Annotated in this window: 18 protein-coding genes; 11 read left to right on the top strand and 7 right to left on the bottom strand. The window is 37.5% G+C overall.

Annotation, left to right across the window (positions count from 1 at the left end):
- Window positions 1-111: 111 nt before the first annotated feature.
- The gene (locus AVFI_RS10585) at window positions 112-1,206 is read left to right on the top strand and encodes a DUF3541 domain-containing protein (protein WP_190395213.1); all 1,095 of its coding nucleotides are present in this window, start codon (window positions 112-114) and stop codon (window positions 1,204-1,206) included.
- An 81-nt stretch (window positions 1,207-1,287) separates the two neighbouring features.
- Here AVFI_RS10585 and AVFI_RS10580 read toward each other — a convergent pair whose 3' ends face one another.
- The 3 genes from AVFI_RS10580 to rdgC all read right to left on the bottom strand — a co-directional run bounded on the left by AVFI_RS10580 (window position 1,288) and on the right by rdgC (window position 4,087).
- Window positions 1,288-1,542: a YfhL family 4Fe-4S dicluster ferredoxin gene (locus AVFI_RS10580; protein WP_005420626.1), complete on the bottom strand. Its 255-nt coding sequence runs from the start codon at window positions 1,540-1,542 to the stop codon at window positions 1,288-1,290.
- 3 nt (window positions 1,543-1,545) lie between these two features.
- On the bottom strand, window positions 1,546-2,934 hold the full coding sequence (gene trhP, locus AVFI_RS10575) for a prephenate-dependent tRNA uridine(34) hydroxylase TrhP (protein ID WP_005420624.1): 1,389 nt from the start codon (window positions 2,932-2,934) through the stop codon (window positions 1,546-1,548).
- A gap of 241 nt (window positions 2,935-3,175) precedes the next feature.
- The gene (rdgC, locus tag AVFI_RS10570) at window positions 3,176-4,087 is read right to left on the bottom strand and encodes a recombination-associated protein RdgC (RefSeq protein ID WP_026029289.1); all 912 of its coding nucleotides are present in this window, start codon (window positions 4,085-4,087) and stop codon (window positions 3,176-3,178) included.
- A gap of 214 nt (window positions 4,088-4,301) precedes the next feature.
- Between rdgC and phoB the strand changes: the two genes are divergently transcribed.
- The 8 genes from phoB (at window position 4,302) to AVFI_RS10530 (ending at window position 13,492) form a co-directional block, all read left to right on the top strand.
- Window positions 4,302-4,994, top strand: a complete 693-nt coding sequence (gene phoB, locus AVFI_RS10565) for a phosphate regulon transcriptional regulator PhoB (protein WP_005420619.1) — start codon at window positions 4,302-4,304, stop codon at window positions 4,992-4,994.
- A gap of 25 nt (window positions 4,995-5,019) precedes the next feature.
- Window positions 5,020-6,315, top strand: a complete 1,296-nt coding sequence (phoR, locus tag AVFI_RS10560; protein ID WP_188863567.1) for a phosphate regulon sensor histidine kinase PhoR — start codon at window positions 5,020-5,022, stop codon at window positions 6,313-6,315.
- A 14-nt stretch (window positions 6,316-6,329) separates the two neighbouring features.
- Window positions 6,330-7,319 (top strand): PstS family phosphate ABC transporter substrate-binding protein, encoded by a 990-nt coding sequence (locus tag AVFI_RS10555; RefSeq protein ID WP_054775620.1) that lies wholly within the window; start codon window positions 6,330-6,332, stop codon window positions 7,317-7,319.
- 109 nt (window positions 7,320-7,428) lie between these two features.
- Window positions 7,429-9,636: an ABC transporter permease subunit gene (locus AVFI_RS10550; protein ID WP_188863566.1), complete on the top strand. Its 2,208-nt coding sequence runs from the start codon at window positions 7,429-7,431 to the stop codon at window positions 9,634-9,636.
- Window positions 9,637-9,646: 10 nt separating this feature from the next.
- On the top strand, window positions 9,647-11,182 hold the full coding sequence (pstA, locus tag AVFI_RS10545; protein WP_065597970.1) for a phosphate ABC transporter permease PstA: 1,536 nt from the start codon (window positions 9,647-9,649) through the stop codon (window positions 11,180-11,182).
- Window positions 11,183-11,186: 4 nt separating this feature from the next.
- Window positions 11,187-12,005: a phosphate ABC transporter ATP-binding protein PstB gene (gene pstB, locus AVFI_RS10540; RefSeq protein WP_005420610.1), complete on the top strand. Its 819-nt coding sequence runs from the start codon at window positions 11,187-11,189 to the stop codon at window positions 12,003-12,005.
- 39 nt (window positions 12,006-12,044) lie between these two features.
- On the top strand, window positions 12,045-12,743 hold the full coding sequence (gene phoU, locus AVFI_RS10535; protein WP_011262448.1) for a phosphate signaling complex protein PhoU: 699 nt from the start codon (window positions 12,045-12,047) through the stop codon (window positions 12,741-12,743).
- Between the two features lie 188 nt (window positions 12,744-12,931).
- Window positions 12,932-13,492 (top strand): VC2662 family protein, encoded by a 561-nt coding sequence (locus AVFI_RS10530; RefSeq protein ID WP_005420608.1) that lies wholly within the window; start codon window positions 12,932-12,934, stop codon window positions 13,490-13,492.
- Window positions 13,493-13,736: 244 nt separating this feature from the next.
- Here AVFI_RS10530 and AVFI_RS10525 read toward each other — a convergent pair whose 3' ends face one another.
- The 3 genes from AVFI_RS10525 to AVFI_RS10515 form a co-directional block, all read right to left on the bottom strand.
- Window positions 13,737-14,231: a hypothetical protein gene (locus tag AVFI_RS10525; protein WP_005420607.1), complete on the bottom strand. Its 495-nt coding sequence runs from the start codon at window positions 14,229-14,231 to the stop codon at window positions 13,737-13,739.
- A gap of 397 nt (window positions 14,232-14,628) precedes the next feature.
- Window positions 14,629-15,552 (bottom strand): LysR family transcriptional regulator, encoded by a 924-nt coding sequence (locus tag AVFI_RS10520; protein WP_012534236.1) that lies wholly within the window; start codon window positions 15,550-15,552, stop codon window positions 14,629-14,631.
- Between the two features lie 329 nt (window positions 15,553-15,881).
- Window positions 15,882-16,811 carry a LysR family transcriptional regulator gene (locus AVFI_RS10515; protein ID WP_065597973.1) on the bottom strand — a complete coding sequence of 310 codons (930 nt, stop codon included), beginning with the start codon at window positions 16,809-16,811 and terminating at the stop codon, window positions 15,882-15,884.
- 307 nt (window positions 16,812-17,118) lie between these two features.
- Here AVFI_RS10515 and AVFI_RS10510 point away from each other — a divergent pair, with 307 nt between their 5' ends.
- Together AVFI_RS10510 and AVFI_RS10505 are read left to right on the top strand one after the other, a co-directional pair.
- Complete coding sequence (locus tag AVFI_RS10510; RefSeq protein WP_054775623.1) at window positions 17,119-17,754, top strand: AcfA family outer membrane beta-barrel protein; 636 nt, start codon at window positions 17,119-17,121, stop codon at window positions 17,752-17,754.
- Window positions 17,755-17,810: 56 nt separating this feature from the next.
- Window positions 17,811-18,173: a YgiW/YdeI family stress tolerance OB fold protein gene (locus AVFI_RS10505; RefSeq protein WP_011262443.1), complete on the top strand. Its 363-nt coding sequence runs from the start codon at window positions 17,811-17,813 to the stop codon at window positions 18,171-18,173.
- A 56-nt stretch (window positions 18,174-18,229) separates the two neighbouring features.
- On the opposite strand, the gene AVFI_RS10500 is transcribed toward AVFI_RS10505, so the two are convergent.
- Window positions 18,230-18,973 (bottom strand): copper homeostasis protein CutC, encoded by a 744-nt coding sequence (locus AVFI_RS10500; protein ID WP_012533098.1) that lies wholly within the window; start codon window positions 18,971-18,973, stop codon window positions 18,230-18,232.
- Between the last annotated feature and the right edge of the window lie 168 nt (window positions 18,974-19,141).

Genomic DNA, 19,141 nt, shown 5'->3' with positions numbered 1-19,141 from the left:
GCCTACTATTAATTAACGTCTCAATTCTTTGACACCCAATTGACTATTTTTATTCTCTTTAGCTTAATATCTAACCAGTAAGTTATGGCCGAATTGAATAAAGAGGGATATATGACGTTATTCAAAAGAACGATTTATTTATGTATGTTGGTGCTGTTGAGCTCAACATTTGTAAATGCTGAAATAATGGAAGGTGGCAAGACTGTTCCTAGTTTTGCTCAAGATGCAGCTTCAATCCGTCATACCTATGAAACACAACTCTATACATTACCAGCTTTTAAATCGGGTCATTATGGGTTGCGTATGTATCGTCAAACCATGGATCCAAAGTATAGCGCTGCGATTTGGTCTGATATGGCTCGTGTGGCAAGTCGTTTGAATCAATTTTCTTCTGAAGTTCATACACCAGAGCAAATCCAAGCTTATGCAAAAAAACGATTAAATACGTATATTGATGATACGGATGAACGAAGTGTTTTGCGTTATAACGCAACTAAAACAATGCCTGAATATTTGTACTTAGGTGTCGATTTACTGGGTTCTATGGCCAGAGCGGATGAATATGGGTTGAAGCATAAGAATGATAAACAGCTAAGAGAAATAATTCGTCGTTACGATTTTAAAAAATACGCAACAGATCCCGCGATGATTAAAGCGTGGGCGGCTCAGTTAGCGAATCAAGTATATTGGCTACGTCAACTCGGTGAGCAAGATGTGGTGAATGACTTTGTAGATGCGTTTCGATTAACTTATCCTGATGCTCAAGATGAGCAGTTATCTGATCAGCAATTTGGCAATAAGATTTATGGATTGACTCATATCTTATTGGCGGATTCTCAGTATTATCAGCATCCAATTAAAGAGTCCGATCACCAATGGATATACGATTACCTGCGTAATAATATCGATATCATTTTAAAAAGAACCAAAGAAGATATTATTGCAGAAGTCGGTATTACTTTTTTACTTGCAGGGTTAGAAGATGATCCTGTGGTCTATAAAACACAAAAGCACATTCAAAACGCGATTAATCGTGAAAAGAATATGGTGCCATCAACGTCGAATGGTACTAATTTGAAAGAAGGTGAGCATAGGAATGTATTAGCGATTATGTTATTGGATTGGCAAACACCTAATGCTGCCCCAACGATTCAAAATCAACCCAAAATATTCATGAGTAAGCCATACGGCCTTGTGAAAAAGTAAGCTCTGTAAGCCTGATACAAAAATGCCCAGCGATAGTGATATCGCTGGGCATTTTTATTTGGTTCAGAAGAGATGATTACTTTACGCTAGACCTTGGATCTTAACGAATTTTTCTAATAACTCTTCATCTGTTTCTACATTATCTGGATCTGAAATAACGCAGTTACTGATAGGGCAAACTGATTGGCACGTTGGCGCATCGTAGTGGCCTTTACACTCAGTACAAAGATCTGGATTAATTTCGTAAATCTCATCACCCATACTGATTGCCTCATTTGGACACTCAGGTTCACACATATCGCAGTTAATGCATTTTTTATTGATCAATAACGCCATTACTTACTTGCCGTGTGGGTTACGAGTATCTTCACCCGTGTGTAAGTTACGCATTAGAAGACCGTATTCTAGATCCACATTTGCAGGTACTGGAATGAAAACAAAGTGGCCATTGCCTTTTGCTTCTTCAACAGCTTCACTCTTACGGTTTTCCATTACATCTAGAGTCAGTGTTAGGTTACCTTGTGGTGTCATGATCTCAACAGAGTCACCTAATAGGAATTTATTCTTAACATCAACTTCAGCTAAATCACCGCGACGTTTACCTGTGAATTCACCAACGAATTGTTGAGAGTCAGAGATAGAGTAACCGTAATCGTAGTTTTGGTATGCATCATGTGTGTGACGACGTAGGAAACCTTCTGTGTAGCCACGGTGAGCTAGGCTTTCTAGCGTACCCATTAGGCTTTCATCAAATGGTTTACCTGCAACGGCATCATCAATCGCTTTACGATAAACTTGAGCTGTACGAGCACAGTAGTAGAAAGACTTAGTACGACCTTCAATTTTAAGAGAGTGAACACCCATTTTAGTTAGACGCTCAACGTGTTGGATTGCACGAAGATCTTTAGAGTTCATGATGTAAGTACCATGCTCATCTTCAAATGCAGCCATTTTCTCTTCAGGACGGTGAGATTCAGAAAGAAGAACTACTTCGTCTGTTGGTTTACCTAAGCCTAGAGTGTTGTCTGGACGTTCGTTTTGAACTTCAACGTCTTGGATCTCAACACCAGTTGGATTAGCTTCAACGATTTGACCATTTTCGTCTTCTTTTGCTGCTTCTGTTTTGTATTCCCAGCGACATGCATTAGTGCACGTACCTTGGTTAGGGTCACGCTTGTTCATGTAACCAGATAGCAGACAACGACCTGAGTACGCCATGCATAATGCACCGTGTACGAAAATTTCTAATTCAGTATCAGGGCAGTGTTCACGGATCTCTTCAATTTCTTCTAGTGATAATTCACGAGATAAGATCACACGCTCAACACCTTGGGTAGCCCAGAACTTAACAGTAGCCCAGTTTACAGCGTTAGCTTGAACTGATAGGTGGATAACTACATCAGGGAAAGCTTCACGAACCATCATGATTAAACCAGGATCTGACATGATTAGGGCATCAGGACCCATATCTACGATTGGTTTTAAGTCACGAATGAAGGTTTTTAACTTTGAGTTATGTGGTTGGATATTACATACCACATACAGTTTTTTACCTTGCGCGTGCGCTTCATTAATACCGATTTGTAGGTTTTCATGGTTGAATTCGTTGTTACGAACACGAAGGCTGTAACGTGGTTGGCCTGCATATACAGCATCTGCACCGTAGGCAAACGCGTAACGCATATTTTTAAGGCTGCCCGCAGGCGAAAGTAGTTCTGGTTTAAACATGATTGCTTCCCAATTTTAGTATTCTGATCTCAAGTCAGTTCATATCACTGAAGATATGAAGGAGGCCGGATTTTACATGGAAAGTGAGGGAAGTGCTAGGGTTGAGGGCGGGGATTTGTATTTAAACAAGAGTTATAGGCATAGAGACTATACGCTACGCGTCTAGAAACTATAAGAGCGGATGCACACTGCTTTTATAGTTTCTAGACGCGAAGCGTTATAGTTAGCGAAGCGTATCGCCTTACTCTTTCTCTTCAATGCCACCAAGCGCTTTGAAAAGATCAGGTAAAAGTGCATCAAGCTCAGAACTCATTAGAGAGAAATCGGCATCAAAGCGTGCTGCTTTGTCTTCAAAACCAATATCTTCGTTTTGATCTTTAATTTCATCGCTGAATTTTAAACGTTTTAGAGACAGGTCATCGGCAAGGATAAACTCTAAACGCTCTTGCCAAGTTAGCGCTAATTTTGTCACTACTTTGTTCGCATCAATGTGAGCGTGGATCTCATCACATACAAGTTCTTGTTGCTTACAACGAATCACGCCACCATCTTCTAAAATTGCTTTTAGCTCGGCTTCTTCACCCATTTCAAAACCTTGAGGGCAAGTGCCTGTTTTCACCCATTCCGTTAATGCATTCTCAATTGGTTGAGTCGATGTTAGAGGAACAACAGGTAGACTACCAATAGATTTACGAAGCAGTGCTAAAACGTCTTCTGCTTTTTTGTAACTACCTGCATCTACAATGATAAAGCCAGATTCAGGGAGGATTAACGCATACGTTTGTTGGTGCTTACTGAATGCACGAGGAAGCAAATCAACCACGATATCGTCTTTAATTGCGTCTTTTTCTTTTTTCTTTAGAGGGCGGCCTTGTTCTGCTTCAAGCGCATCAATTTTTGCATTCATTGATTCTTTAATAACAGATGCTGGAAGCATTTTTTCTTCTTTCTTGGCACAGATAAGAATATTATTGCTTGCTACGTGAGTCAGCATATCACCGTGTCGGCCCATTGCTGTCACCCAGCCAAATTTTTGCATATCTTGGCTGCCACATGGCGTGAAACGAAAATCGTTCAGTTGTTTTTCAAGTTGTTCTGGATTGAGATCAATCTCTTTAGTAAAACGATAAATTAAACAATTTTTAAACCACATCATGATGCTGAATTCCTATCTTTTTTTAGTGTGCCTATGATATGAAATTTTGAAGGATTATGCTTGTAGAGTTTTTAGGATCTTAAAGAAATCCCTACGAAGTGACTTTTCATTGCATAGAATATGAACTTTTCTTTTCAATAGTCACAAAAGTGTCATAATTAGCTTTAATAATAGCTTCACAATTTTTGTTGGTTAACTTAGGTAAAAGAGAATGGCTAGAAGGATCCTTGTTGTAGAAGATGAAGCACCAATTCGTGAAATGTTGTGTTTTGTACTAGAACAAAAAGGTTATGAACCTATCGAAGCAGAAGATTATGACTCTGCGCTATCCCTACTTTGTGAACCTTATCCTGATCTGATCTTGCTAGATTGGATGCTACCTGGTGGTTCAGGCATTAATTTAATAAAACACCTTAAGCGTGATGAGTTCACAAAAAAGATCCCTGTGGTCATGTTAACTGCACGCGGTGAAGAAGAAGACAAGGTTCGTGGCTTAGAAGTGGGCGCGGATGATTACATTACAAAACCATTTTCACCAAAAGAATTAATGGCACGCTTAAAAGCGGTGATCCGCCGTGTTTCTCCAACTTCAATTGAAGAACTCATTGATGTGCAAGGTCTTAAACTTGATCCTGTATCTCATCGTGTCACGGCAAATGATAAGCCGTTAGATATGGGGCCAACTGAGTTTAAAATGCTGCATTTCTTTATGACACACCAAGAACGCGTATACAGTCGTGAACAGTTATTAAATAACGTATGGGGCACCAATGTGTATGTAGAAGATAGAACGGTAGATGTTCATATTCGTCGTTTACGTAAAGCGTTGGAAGTAGAAGGTCATGATCGTTTAGTTCAAACGGTTCGTGGTGCGGGCTATCGCTTCTCTGTACAAGCGTCATAATTTAATTTTTGTAAGGTAAAGGGTAATGGTTGAACGTCTATCATGGAAAAAATTGATTGGAGAATTGGTTTTTTTCTATGTTCCTTGGGTCATCGTAGGGTATCTGTTTGATGCTCTATGGCCATTGCTGTTCCTTGCCTCTTTTATTTTATTAATTTGGCATCTTCATAACCAAATTAAGATGTCACGTTGGTTACATGAAGGCCGAAAGGCGACGCCTCCATCTGCATCTGGTAGTTGGGAACCTATTTTTGATGAGACGTACCGTCTGCAAAAAAGACATAAGAAGCGTCGCAAAGAGTTATCAGGTTTGATTCGTCGATTCCGTCAAGGTGCAGAAGCCTTACCTGATGCGGTAGTGGTTTTTCGCCACGAAGGAAATATCGTTTGGTGTAACACATTAGCACAATCGTTATTAGGTTTTCGTTGGCCTGATGATTCTGGTCAACCGATCACTAACTTGATTAGAACGCCTGATTTTGTGCAGTATTTGATGGATCAACATTTTGATTTTCCATTGGATATGAAATCACCAATCAATAGTGATAAAACGTTAGAAATACGTATTGCGCCATACAGTGATGGTGAATATCTAATGGTGGTACGTGACGTTTCTCAAATTAAGCAACTTGAAGGTATGCGTCGTAACTTCTTTGCTAACGTATCTCATGAATTACGTACACCAATGACGGTTCTTCGTGGTTATTTGGAAATGTCGGAAGATCCTGACATGTTAGTTGGACCTATGTGGAATCGTGCGCATGGTGTAATGACTGAGCAGTTGTCTCGTATGGAAGGCTTAGTCGAACAACTATTAACCTTATCTAAAATAGAAGCAGCAGCAACATCAATGCTAGAAGATAGTGTAGATGTTCCTTCAATGTTGGATATTTTAGAGAAAGAAGCCGTAGCGCTAAGCGGCGAAAGAAATCATAAAATCACCTTTAATGTTGATCATAATCTCAAAGTTAAAGGCGATGAAGATCAATTACGTAGTGCTATTTCAAATTTAGTGTATAACGCCGTAAAACACACAACAGATGGTGCTGAAATTATTGTTGATTGGCAATCAACATTCAGTGGTGCTGAGTTAAAAGTTACCGATAGTGGACAAGGGATAGAGCCGCAACATATTCCTCGTTTGACGGAGCGTTTCTATCGTGTAGATAAAGCACGTTCTAGAGAAACGGGTGGTAGTGGATTAGGGCTAGCAATTGTTAAGCATGCACTTAGTCATCATGACTCTCAGCTTGAAATAAAAAGTAAGTTAGGAAAAGGCAGTACTTTCTCATTTACATTACCTAAAAAACTCATTCTTTAAGTAAGTACAGAATCATGATTAATATGCAAAGTAGAATTAAAAAGTGGTTTAAGGGATTGTTCCCTGTGGGATTACTTTGGTTGTGCTTTGCAAATAATGGTTTGGCTTATGAGGGGAAACTTGCTCCTTATGAGAGAGTGTCGGGTATTTCTGGCAATTTATCTTCAATTGGTTCTGATACGTTAGCAAATATGATGACGCTATGGGCTGAAGATTTTCAACGTATTTACCCTAGAGTTCATATACAAATTCAAGCATCAGGCTCTTCGACCGCAGCGCCAGCTCTTATTGAAAGTACTGCGCAATTTGGACCCATGAGCCGAAAAATGCGGCAAAGTGAAAAAGCCGCATTTGAAAGACAATTTGGTTACCCTCCAACTGAAATCCGAGTCGCAATTGATGCTCTCGGAATTTTTGTTCATCAGGATAACCCAGTTAAAGGGCTAAATTTTACCCAGCTTGATGCTATCTTTTCTGCCACTTTGCGTTGTGGTGCGTTAAAGTCGATTAATCGTTGGCAAGATCTTGGCGTGCATACCAGTTGGGCAAAACATCGAATTCAATTATTTGGTCGAAATTCAGTCTCTGGCACATACGGATACTTTAAAAATAATGCGCTATGTAATGGAGATTTTAAGGTTAATGTTAATGAGCAACCGGGATCGGCATCTGTTGTTCAAGGGATCTCTGCCTCTTTAAATGGTATTGGTTATTCTGGTGTTGGTTATCAAATGTCGGGAGTGAAACTCTTACCTATCAGTAAAACTGGAACCGATTATATTGAACCAACCACAGACAATATTATTAATGGACAATACCCATTAGCGCGTTTCTTATATATTTATATAAATAAGTCACCAACAGCGAAGTTGCCTCCTCTTGATGCTGAATTTATTCGTTATATGTTATCTAGAGAAGGACAAAATAGAGTTGAACAGGATGGTTATATTGCGCTTCCTGAGCGATTTGTTTTACAAGAATTATCAAAATTGAATTTACACTAACACGAAAATTAATCTACTTAACTAGATTGGTTTTGTTTGTCATTATAGTGTCACCCCTGTAATGAAAAATACCATTTATCCATATTATCAAAATTGAGGTTAACCCATCATGGCATACGCCAAACCTAATCAGAGAGCTCGAGATAAACAGCGTCGTGTTGTTGATCTGATTATGCGTGTCTGGGTTAAATCGAGTGGTGTTGGGATCATTGCTGCGCTTCTACTTATTTGTTTTTATTTATTGGCGGTGATCTCTCCTATCTTTACTTCTGTAAATGTAGAACCTATAAATCAATACGCAGTGAATTACACTCATTCGACTCTCGCTATTGGCTCTGATGAACAAGGCAAAATGGTTTACCGTATTGATGAATCAGGAAAAGTTCAGTTTATTGATTTGATTAATAAAAATCAGGTGAGTGAGCAACAAATAATAAGTAACCCAACGGCATTTACAACGACAATTGAGAGCCAAGATTGGTTTGCTTTTGGAGATAAAAAAGGTCGAGTTCAATTTGCTCAAATAGGCTTTCAAACAAATTATGCTAAAGGAGAGCGTCAGCTTATTCCTTATGTTGAATCATTCCTTCCCTTTCCTACGCTTCAAATGGATGATAAACAAAAAGCATTAACTCAACTGGCTTTAAGTTTGACTCCAAATAAAGGCGTTGTATTAGCTAAAACGGAAGATAATCGTCTTCTTGGTTTTGAGTTAGACGCTAGCGTTAATCAAATGACTGGTGACACGCTTTGGGAGGCTATTCCCATTCACTTTAATGACGTAAATGAAGTAAAAAATCTGCTTTCAATGGTGATCACTCCTAATAATGATTTTCTTTATTTACTGTATCAACATGAATTGCAAGTGTGGAGCTTAAATGATCATCAAGCTTCACTACGTGAAAGTATCCCTTTGAAAGAATCGGCACAAAAACTCACTTTATTAGCTGGAGCCCATTCGGTACTTGTTCAGTTTGATAATGGTAGCTTTTCTCAGTGGTTCGATACTATTAATCATGAAAAACGCTCACTTACTTTAATTAGAACCTTTAATTTTGATGCGCCTATCGAGCAACTTTCTCCTGAGGTATACCGAAAAGGGGTAAGTGTGATTGATGAAAAAGGTAATTTGACCTTAATTCATACCACAACAGAAAAAGCATTATTTAAACAGCATTTATTTAATGATGTTGTTTTGGCTGCTACTCAACCACCAAATGGTGAAAAATTAATAACACTGACAAAATCTGGATGGAAATGTTTTGATATTACGAATCCTCATCCAGAAGTGAGCATTCAGTCTGTGTTTGGGAAAGTATGGTATGAAGGCTATCCAGAGCCAGCTTATATTTGGCAATCAACAGCCGCCAACGATGATTTTGAATCAAAATTTAGTTTAATGCCGTTAGCGTTTGGTACATTAAAGGCGGCATTTTATGCGTTGATTTTTGCAGGGCCGATTGCCATAGGTAGTGCGATTTATACCGCGTATTTTATGTCTGCCAATGTGCGTCGTTATGTAAAACCGACCATTGAAATTATGGAAGCGCTACCGACAGTGATTATTGGGTTATTAGCTGGTATTTGGTTAGCCCCAATAGTCGAAAATAACTTAATTGCGGTCTTTAGTATATTGGTGTTTTTCCCATTAAGTATGATTATTATCGCGTTTGTATGGCACATTTTACCTGCTCATATTATGCGTAAGTTGCCTCGTGGGCAGCATGCAATTTTATTAATCCCCGCTTTAGTGGTAATTGGTTACTTTACTTTTAAGTATGGATATGTGATTGAAGATTGGTTGTTTGGTGGTGATTTACGAAATTATTTAGGTGACAACGGCGTTGCGTATGATCAGCGTAATGCGTTGGTTGTTGGTATTGCGATGGGAGCGGCGATCATTCCGACCATTTATACCATTGCGGAAGATGCTATTTTCTCTGTGCCAAAACATTTATCTGAAGGTTCATTAGCGTTGGGAGCAACACAGTGGCAAACGCTCACAAAGGTTGTGTTATTGACTGCCAGTCCAGGTATTTTCTCTGCTGTGATGATGGGACTAGGTCGAGCCGTTGGAGAGACGATGATCGTGTTAATGGCTACCGGAAATACGCCAATTATGGACGGTAATATTTTAGAGGGTATGAGGACTTTAGCTGCAAATATTGCTATTGAAATGCCAGAGTCGGAAATGGGTAGTACGCACTTTAGAATGTTGTTCTTAGCTGCATTTTTATTGTTTGTTTTCACTTTTTTTGTTAACTCATTGGCTGAATGGATCCGCCAAGGGTTACGTGAAAAATACCGCAGTTTGTAGGTGTATCTGAATGAAAATAAAAATGAAAACGTGGATAAAATCAGGATCACCATGGATATGGCTTACAGCCGGTTCTGTAAGTATCAGTATGATTTCGGTATTGGGTATTTTGCTGTTAATTGGTTGGAAAGGTCTCTCTTATTTTTGGCCAACACCATTACAGCAATGGCAAACCGTTGATGGGAAGGTCATTGTTGGTCAGTTATACGATGTACAAAAAGTACATGATGCGAATGCGGATAAAAGAGATCGACTTGTTATCAAGGTTGGGAACCGAGATATTAATGGTTTTGACTTTATTAATATTGATAAAGATAAAATTAAAACGGTAAGTAAACCAGAAGAGCTCGTGGTGGTAGATCGTGTTCAGCATGGTAAATATTTTGGCAAGATTATAGAGACATCAAATGGTCTTGAGTTAAATCGACAGCAGGTCGAAGCTTGGGTTCGTAGTGAAAAAGCAAAGATCGATTTACTTGAGCAAGAGCGCTATAAACTTTATCGTTTGTTAGATGCTTTACCTAGTTCTGCTCTTTCTAAAAATGAAATTATAACGCAAGAAAAAGCACTTAATAACGAGGTTGATGCAATATCTAAGCAGTTGAGCCACAGCTATTTGGTACTAGAAGATAGCCAAGGTTCACGCTATCAACTAAGCAGTGATAACGTGTTGGATATTTGGTTTCCAAATGCGATGACGATTAAAGAAAAAGTGTATCATTGGCTTGAGTCTGTTTATGAGTTTGTGTCAGAACCTCCGCGTGAAGCTAATTCTGAGGGAGGGGTGTTTCCTGCGATATTTGGTACTATTTTATTAGTGTTGTTAATGTCGGTTATCGTAATGCCTTTGGGGGTGATAGCTGCTATATACTTACATGAATATGCAAAACCAAATGTGTTAACTCGATTGATCCGTATCGCTGTAATTAACTTAGCAGGTGTGCCATCGATTGTTTATGGTGTATTTGGGTTAGGCTTTTTTGTTTATGTGGTAGGTGGAACACTTGATCAACTCTTTTATTCTAATGAGTTGCCAACCCCTACATTTGGGACGCCAGGTTTATTATGGTCAGCGTTAACATTAGCTATCTTAACTTTACCCGTTGTGATTGTTGCGACAGAAGAAGGCTTAAGTCGTATTCCTAATTCGGTTCGACATGGTTCATTAGCATTAGGTGCTACCCAGTTTGAAACTTTGTGGAAGATCGTATTACCTATGGCAAGTCCTGCTATCATGACTGGGTTAATTTTAGCGGTTGCTCGTGCAGCAGGTGAAGTGGCTCCTTTAATGTTAGTAGGGGTAGTGAAGTTAGCGCCATCGTTACCTGTTGATAGCGTTGCTCCCTACTTGCATTTAGACAGAAAATTCATGCACCTTGGTTATCATATTTATGATGTGGGTTTTCAAAGTCCAAATGTAGAAGCTGCTCGTCCAATAGTGTATGCAACGGCTTTTTTACTTGTCACAGTGATCATCGGGTTAAACCTTGCGGCTATTGCTATTCGTAATAACTTACGAGAAAAATACCGAACTTTGGAGTTATAGTTATATGTATTCATTATCTCCTGATCTTTCTTTTCTATCACCGATGGATGTTAATCACCTGTCTGATGAGAATACCGCGATAGAAATTAATAATCTTTGTTTGAATTATGGCAAGACATCAGCACTATCAAATATAGAAATGCGAATACCAAAAGGTCAGGTAACGGCTTTCATTGGGCCATCCGGTTGTGGTAAATCAACGTTATTACGCTGTATTAATCGAATGAATGATTTGGTAGATAACTGCAAAATTAAAGGTTCAATTAAGCTATTTGGTGATGATATTTATCACCCTGATACGGATATTCCTTCCTTGCGTCGAAGAGTTGGAATGGTGTTTCAACGCCCAAATCCGTTTCCTAAGTCAATTTATGAAAACGTAGTTTACGGTTTACGTTTACAAGGGATTAAAGAAGCGCGAGTATTAGATGAAGCGGTTGAGGAAGCTCTGAAAGCTGCGGCGTTATGGGATGAAGTTAAGCATCGTTTACATGAAAATGCATTTGGTCTTTCAGGTGGTCAGCAACAACGTTTGGTTATTGCTCGAGCGATAGCTATTGAGCCTGAAGTGTTATTACTTGATGAACCAACATCAGCTTTGGACCCAATATCAACACTAACCATAGAAGAGCTTATTTACGAATTAAAAAGTAAATATACCGTCGTTATTGTTACACATAATATGCAACAAGCTGCGAGGGTAAGCGATTACACTGCTTTTATTAACCAAGGAAAGTTAGTGGAATATGGCAATGCAAATACCATTTTCACTTCCCCTATACATAAACAAACAGAAGACTATATTACAGGTCGTTATGGGTAATAACCCTATGATAGGCCACTTATAAGATAAGGACATATCATGCATCTTGGTCGACATATTTCAGGCCAATTCAATTCAGAGCTCGAAGCGATTCGTACTCATGTTTTAACCATGGGTGGAATGGTGGAACAGCAGCTCACCTATGCATTAGAAGCTTTGCATAATCATGATGCAGAGCTAGCTAAACGCGTCATGCATGAAGACCATAAAGTCAATGCTATGGAAGTCGCTATTGATGAAGCGTGCACTCGAATCATTGCCAAACGTCAACCTACAGCAAGTGATTTACGCTTAGTTATGGCGATTATAAAAACCATTACTGATTTAGAGCGCATTGGTGATGTTGCATCTCAAATTGCAAAAGTATCACTGGAAAATTTCACGAATAAACAGCATTCGTTATTGGTCTCTTTAGAGTCATTAGGACGTCAATCCGTCAAGATGATGCATTCAGTTTTAGATGCTTATGCGCGAATGGATGTAAAAGCAGCCACTGAGGCGTATAAATTTGATGATAAAATCGATGCGGAATATGAAGCGGTTGTACGTCAATTAATGACTTATATGATGGAAGATCCAAGTTCTATTCCTAGTGTTATGAAAGTGATGTGGGCCGCTCGCGCCATTGAACGTGTCGGAGACCGTTGCCAGAATATTTGTGAATACATCATTTATTTTGTGAAAGGAAAGGATGTTCGTCATATTGGTGAGCAAAATATTGATGATGTAATTAAGTGATTTTTATTCAGAGTTTAGATTAGATAACCGATTGACTTAAAAATAATAATCACATGCTAACTTTTTGAACTATGCTTTATTTATCACTTAATACGAGTATATTGTGAGTTATTGCATTTATTGTGCGATTAATAATAGATAAAACAATTGATTCAAAGAATCATAAACTAAGTAATAAAGGAAATATTATGAAGAAGATTTTAGTTGGTACTTGCGCTGCTCTATCTATGGTTTCATCATTTGCGATGGCTGATAGCACGCCTGTGATGTTCTCATCTCTTAATGGCTTTAATGCTCCAGCAGCAAGTGAAGTAAAAGGTGTACGTCTAGCTGCACTGCATGGTAAGACTGGTGATGTTACTGGTGTTGATTTTGCAATCGGTATGTCTGAAAGTGATAACCTAACTGGTGTAAACTTCCCGCTATTTATCGGTGCAAATAAGGTTAACGGTAATATGACTGGTGCATCTTTTGGCCTGTTTAACTGGCACAAAGGTGATGACTTAGGTGCTAACCTAGGCTTTGTTAACCTGACAAATAATGTGAAAGGTGCAAACGTATCTGCTGTTAACTATTCAGAAGGCTACACAATGGTTGATGTAGGTGTTGCTAACCTTTCAAATGACTCTCATGTTCAAGTTGGTTTCTTTAACATGACGTCTGATATTAAAGGGGTTCAAGTAGGTCTTATTAACTGTGCTGAAAATGGTTTCTTACCTTGTTTCCCAATCGTAAACTTTGCGATGTAATTTGATTAAATACTAAATAAAAATGGCGCTGTTTTTTAAAACAGCGCCATTTTTGTATCTAATACCAATCACAGTAAGTAAGTGATCAGAAATAGCGAAGGAAAAATGCTTGAGAACAAGACAGAATTTTTTGATAAGTAGTTACTCTACAATCAAAAATTCTAACGTAGTTATCGAGCATTTTAACAAGTTAGAGCGATCAGTTATTTACTACGATTGGTATAACTAATCACGGTGATATTCATTAAAAAGTGAATGTCATACCAAGATTAAAGTTAGTTGCTAAGTCATAAGGAATATACGTATCACTCATTGGGAAGTAGTTAAGATCTACCCCTGCTCTTAATCCTAATTGGTCAGTAGCTTGAAATACATAAGATGCTCCGATACTTGAACCTAAAGCTCTTTCTTTCGTTGTTTCGCCTTTACTCGTTTTTTTGCCATCGTAATCAGCAAAACCAACTTCAAGTTGTAAACCGTGAATTTGAGATGCACCAAACATATGTTGAACACCAAAACGGTATGAATCGATTGTTTCATCATAAGTTGAACTGCTGTAAACGGTACGGCCGTAACTAAGATAAGCTGCATCAAAACCTAAAGCATCAGTAACACCAGCTTGAATACCAAAGCCGCCATAAGGGCCAATTTTAACTTCAGGAGATAAGTGAATATTATTAGCAAAAGTGTTTGCACTAAATAGGGTGGCGATAGCGAGAACTAGGTGTGATTTTTTCATTTTGGATACTCTCATAATTGTTTAAAAAAAAGCATCCGTGCTTTGTTTATGTAATGTGTTTTGATAGGGGTATAGTAAGAAAATTGTTCATTTGGGACTAATTACATGTCGTTATTTCAATGATAATCACTAGTTATTAATAAATAATTAGTTCTATTCTTTATCGTTTATCATTGATTTGATGCTTAAAATTAGAAGGATAAAAGGGATAGATAAGATGAATAGTGTTTTCATAATAATTAAGTATTTCATTAACCGTTTGAGCGTCTTTGCTTATCTGTGGCGTTCCTAGCCGATGAGAGAAGTATATAAAATGCACAAAAAAGCCTCTAATCCCTTAAAAGAATAGAGGCTTTAATGTTGAGTTATTAATGACTGAAGTGAATTTACCTAATAACTACTGGTTATCAATGAGTAATGATTGAAGAATGGTTTTTAACCATAGCATGGTGGGGTTATTGCGATTTTTATGGTGGTAATAAGCACATACTTTCGGATTAATATCTTTATTATCAAAGAGTATTTGAATGCTTCGTAGCTGTTTATTATGCTCAATATCTAAGAATTTAGAGGCTGGGAACATCATGTCTGAGTTATTAACCACATCGATTACGGCTGAAGGTAATTCTGAACGAAAACCGACATTGGCTTCTAAGCCTTTAATTTTTAGGATTTTCTCCGCTAGAGACTGGTGAGAGTTCCAATCTACTGCTATTACTGTTGCTAGTTCAAAGTTAACCCCATCTTTAACTTCTATTTCTGTCTCTTTGTATGGATGATTTTGTCTTACGTACGCTTTAAAGCTGTCTTGTGCGATAGGCTTTTGGATGAGTTCTTTTGGGGCATGACTAATTTCGTAATTAAGACCGAGTTGAACTTCGTCATTAATGATGTCGGTCATAGTAGATTTTGACCAGTTTAATAACTGTACCTGCACATTGGGTGCTTCAGCTCTGATTGCTTGAAATAATTTATTGGCAATAGCGCTTAAAAGAAAAGGAGATAGTGCTAGTTTTATCACACCTTCAAGTTCTTGAGGGTTAAACTCATTACTTTCATTTAATGTAGAAGAAAGATCATCAAGTATTGGGGAGATGCTTTCTGCTAGCTGGTTTGCGTATTCAGTTGCACGCAGCCCGTGATGGGTTTTGACAAACAATTCATCATTAAAATGGTCACGTAAGCGTTGTAGAGCCTTACTTATTGCAGGCTGAGAAACAAATAAACGCTCAGAGGCTTTACGCATATTTCGTTCTTGGTGAAGAACGATAAATGTTCGTAATAAGTTTAAATCTAAAGTAGAGAATAAATCTTTAGCCATAATATCAATCCGTTGATGTTTTCTTTATTTGAGCAAAGAAAGTGATAAGGGTAAAGAAAAAAAGCCTCTGGATGAGAGAACAGAGGCGAAGTTACCTAATGGTAAAGTGTCAAAGACGGAAAGTAGAGTTGCAATAAATCTTTTTTAAAAACTTCATCATTCCCTGATAAAGAAAATGTCGCAGTTACAGTAGTAATACGCCTGAGTATCACTCCTGTTGACTGGTCTAGATAATATAAATATTAATGAAAGGAAACTAATCACCTGTGGTTATATAAGTTATAAGGAGTACTTATTTTTTAGTGTGTTTTTGGTTTTATTTATAATGATTATTTGATATTTGCTTCTGATAATAAATCGGTAATAAGTTGATTTATCCAAGCGTGCAGTGCATTTTTTTTATGTCTTTGGTGATAATAGGTATAAATAGGGTAATTTAATGGCACATCATCAAGAGATAAATCGATTCGTCTTAAACTTGAATATTGGTGAATAGGGAAAAGCGAAGTGGAAGGGAAGTACATATCTGTATGTTGAACCACATCGATCAATGCCATCGGAAGCTCTGAGCGAAATCCTATTTTATGCTCGATATCCATATTGGTTAATACTTCACTGGCTAAACTTTTATTATCATTCCAACCTGGGATAATTAATGAAGCAAGTTCATACCCTTCAAAATCATAAGGTGTAGCGACTGTTTTTTCAATTGGGTGGTTTATTCTAACGATTACACAACCTGTTATTGTGATTAGATTTTTTGAAAGTAACTCTTTAGGAACTTTGTCATATTCGTAATTGATCGCCAGATCTAACTTACCTTTAGCAAGATCATCAAAGGTTGATTCTGACCAGTTTACAAGTTGTAGATCGACATTCGGTGCTTTTTCTTTTATGTCATGAAATAAGGCACCAGACAAGCAGGTTAGCACTTGAGGGGCTAAGGCTATCTTAATTGTTTTATTTAAATTTTCAGGTTTGAATTCTTGAGATGCATTTAATACTGACGATAGGCCATCTAAATAAGGTTGGATATTTTCAGCTAACTCTTCAGCAAAAGGGGTAGGTTTTAACCCATGACGAACTTTTATGAATAGCTCATCATTAAAATGGTTTCGTAATTTTTGTAGTGCTTGGCTGATTGCTGGTTGAGAAACAAATAAGCGCTCAGAGGCTTTTCGCATATTTAACTCTTGGGAGAGAATTAAAAATGTTCTCAGCAAATTTAAATCCAATGTTGCGAATAGATCTTTTGCCATATTTACTTATTTCCTTATAAATAATTTGGTGTGCTTCCTTTAGGCTTCTTTCTATAGTACTTATATTATTACTTAAGACCAAGATTAAATTTATTACTATCGTATTGAATTAGTAAAGAAAATAAATTTCACTTCATCACATCCTGTAAATTATTACAGCTGTAAAAATATTTAGAATGAATGTAATTATGAATTGTAAATCTATATGAAAGTGTTCTTCACGCTTTCTTCACGATCTCTTCTTTATAGTAGCGACATTAACGAATTAACACCAAGCTCAACATCATAACTATAGGATTGAATTACAATGAAAAAGTATTTATTTTTGCTAATGGCTGCCACTTCAACAGCAACAATTGCTGCTCCATACGTAGGTTTAGAATACGGTCTAACAAACATGAGCCACGATTATTCAACAACTTTTTCAAATGATAATGTGTCATTAACTCCTGATGACTCTAGTTCTGCTTTTGGTGGTTTTGTTGGCTATCGTTTTAATGAATTTGGTCTTGAGCTTGGCTACAAAAAATTTGAAAGTGATGATTCTCGTAGTCAAATGTTGAAATCAGATAAAGTTGGTTATACAAAAGAACGTGAGTGGGATGCTGATTTAGATGCAACTCAATTTACCTTTAAGCCAGTGTATTTTTATAATATCAATGACAAAGTACAATTAAAAACAGGTTTAGGTTTAACTTATACTCAATATAAATTTGATTCATCTGCGAATACTGAATATGAAAATGATTTAACTGATCATGAGTATACAACGGATTATGTTGCTGGTGATTCAAAATCAGAAAGTGTCTTCGGTGGTATCGCAAGCGTTGGCATTGAATACATGGTAATTCCTAATCTTGCTTTAGGTGCTTCAGCAAGTTACCAAGTAGATAGTATTGCTAATTCTACATCGTTCATGTTGAGTTCAGCTTATTACTTTTAATATAGCGTCATCGAATAGTTAAAGATTACAAATCTAAGTTAATTGGACACAATAAAATGAAAAAAATCGTATTAGTTAGTGCATTAGTTTTCGCTTCTTCAAGTGTTTTTGCTGCTCAGAATGCACCAGTTAAAGGTGGTTTTACTGGCCCTAGTTCAGTTTCTGTTAGTACGGTTAGAGCTGCACTTGATTCTGATGATGATGCGGCGGTTGTATTAACTGGCTACATCACGTCTTCTTTAGGTAATGAAGAATACCAATTTAAAGATGCGACGGGTGAAGTTAGAATCGAAATTGATAATAAAGATTGGAATGGTATTGAAGCTACACCAGAAACAAAATTGGTAATTCATGGTGAAGTGGATAAAGAGTGGACTGAGACAACAATTGACGTGAATACGGTTCAATTAGCTAAATAATTACTCGTCATTTTAGTTATAAAAGCCAGAGTTTTGATGCTCTGGCTTTTTTGTTTTTATTTTATGCGTTGCTTAACGGCATCAATTTTTTTAGCGTCTGTCACTGGGACAATGAAATCATCCAAATCACCGGCACCCATTTTTACGCCATCTAAAATCAATTTCATTTTACTTGGTCGTGTGGATTTACCTGATAAGTGAACCTCTTTCACACCTGTTTTCTCTATTATTTCTTTTGCATTTTCCGCAGTAACACCAGCACCTGCTAATATATCAAAACGTCCATTGGCCAGTTTAACCATATCTGCTAATACATTTATCCCGTCATAGGCATTTGCTGCTAACCCTGAGGTTAGAATGCGTTCACAACCAAGCTCTGCAATATTTTCGATGGCTTTTTTATAGTTAGAGCATTGGTCTATGGCTCGATGAAAAGTCACGCCTAAATCATTGTCGTTAGCTATTTTCATTAAGCGTGCAGAAAGTGGCATATCAATATCGCCATTGGCTTTTAATACGCCAAATACCACGCCTTGTAAGCCTGCCAATTTAGCAGCTTGAATATCGGAGATCATGGCTGCTATGTCATCGTTATCATATAAGAAATCACCTTGGCGAGGTCTTATCATTGCATAGACAGGAATAGGTGAGATCTCAGCGGCTTTTTTCATAAAGCCAAAGCTTGGAGTTAAACCACCAAGAGCTAAAGAAGAGCAAAGTTCAATGCGGTCAGCGCCACCAGTTATTGCGTTATGTAGAGATTCTAGATTGTCGATACAGACTTCAATTTGGATAGACATGATATAAAAAGATAAAGAAAGATACCCGTAGTGTAAGGGATAAACAAAGAAAGTAGTGTGAAGAGGGCGTCAGAATTGAATCTATATTAGAGTTAATAAGGCAGAAATGTGTAATTTTGCTGAAAACAAAGAAAAAGCCCTAAAGATAACTTTAGGGCTTTTCGTATT

It is taken from the genome of Aliivibrio fischeri ATCC 7744 = JCM 18803 = DSM 507, assembly GCF_023983475.1.
Taxonomy (GTDB): Bacteria; Pseudomonadota; Gammaproteobacteria; order Enterobacterales; family Vibrionaceae; genus Aliivibrio; species Aliivibrio fischeri.
This window is presented reverse-complemented; position numbering and strand designations above follow the sequence as displayed.

Excerpts from the sequence above, each read along its gene's own strand:
- AVFI_RS10555 (WP_054775620.1), top strand. The coding sequence starts at position 6,330 with ATGATTAATATGCAAAGTAGAATTAAAAAGTGGTTTAAGGGATTGTTC.
- AVFI_RS10525 (WP_005420607.1), bottom strand. The coding sequence starts at position 14,231 with ATGAAAAAATCACACCTAGTTCTCGCTATCGCCACCCTATTTAGTGCA.
- phoB (WP_005420619.1), top strand. The coding sequence starts at position 4,302 with ATGGCTAGAAGGATCCTTGTTGTAGAAGATGAAGCACCAATTCGTGAA.
- rdgC (WP_026029289.1), bottom strand. The coding sequence starts at position 4,087 with ATGTGGTTTAAAAATTGTTTAATTTATCGTTTTACTAAAGAGATTGAT.
- AVFI_RS10580 (WP_005420626.1), bottom strand. The coding sequence starts at position 1,542 with ATGGCGTTATTGATCAATAAAAAATGCATTAACTGCGATATGTGTGAA.
- AVFI_RS10530 (WP_005420608.1), top strand. The coding sequence starts at position 12,932 with ATGAAGAAGATTTTAGTTGGTACTTGCGCTGCTCTATCTATGGTTTCA.
- AVFI_RS10505 (WP_011262443.1), top strand. The coding sequence starts at position 17,811 with ATGAAAAAAATCGTATTAGTTAGTGCATTAGTTTTCGCTTCTTCAAGT.
- pstB (WP_005420610.1), top strand. The coding sequence starts at position 11,187 with ATGTATTCATTATCTCCTGATCTTTCTTTTCTATCACCGATGGATGTT.
- AVFI_RS10550 (WP_188863566.1), top strand. The coding sequence starts at position 7,429 with ATGGCATACGCCAAACCTAATCAGAGAGCTCGAGATAAACAGCGTCGT.
- phoU (WP_011262448.1), top strand. The coding sequence starts at position 12,045 with ATGCATCTTGGTCGACATATTTCAGGCCAATTCAATTCAGAGCTCGAA.
- pstA (WP_065597970.1), top strand. The coding sequence starts at position 9,647 with ATGAAAATAAAAATGAAAACGTGGATAAAATCAGGATCACCATGGATA.
- AVFI_RS10500 (WP_012533098.1), bottom strand. The coding sequence starts at position 18,973 with ATGTCTATCCAAATTGAAGTCTGTATCGACAATCTAGAATCTCTACAT.
- AVFI_RS10585 (WP_190395213.1), top strand. The coding sequence starts at position 112 with ATGACGTTATTCAAAAGAACGATTTATTTATGTATGTTGGTGCTGTTG.
- trhP (WP_005420624.1), bottom strand. The coding sequence starts at position 2,934 with ATGTTTAAACCAGAACTACTTTCGCCTGCGGGCAGCCTTAAAAATATG.
- phoR (WP_188863567.1), top strand. The coding sequence starts at position 5,020 with ATGGTTGAACGTCTATCATGGAAAAAATTGATTGGAGAATTGGTTTTT.
- AVFI_RS10510 (WP_054775623.1), top strand. The coding sequence starts at position 17,119 with ATGAAAAAGTATTTATTTTTGCTAATGGCTGCCACTTCAACAGCAACA.
- AVFI_RS10520 (WP_012534236.1), bottom strand. The coding sequence starts at position 15,552 with ATGGCTAAAGATTTATTCTCTACTTTAGATTTAAACTTATTACGAACA.
- AVFI_RS10515 (WP_065597973.1), bottom strand. The coding sequence starts at position 16,811 with ATGGCAAAAGATCTATTCGCAACATTGGATTTAAATTTGCTGAGAACA.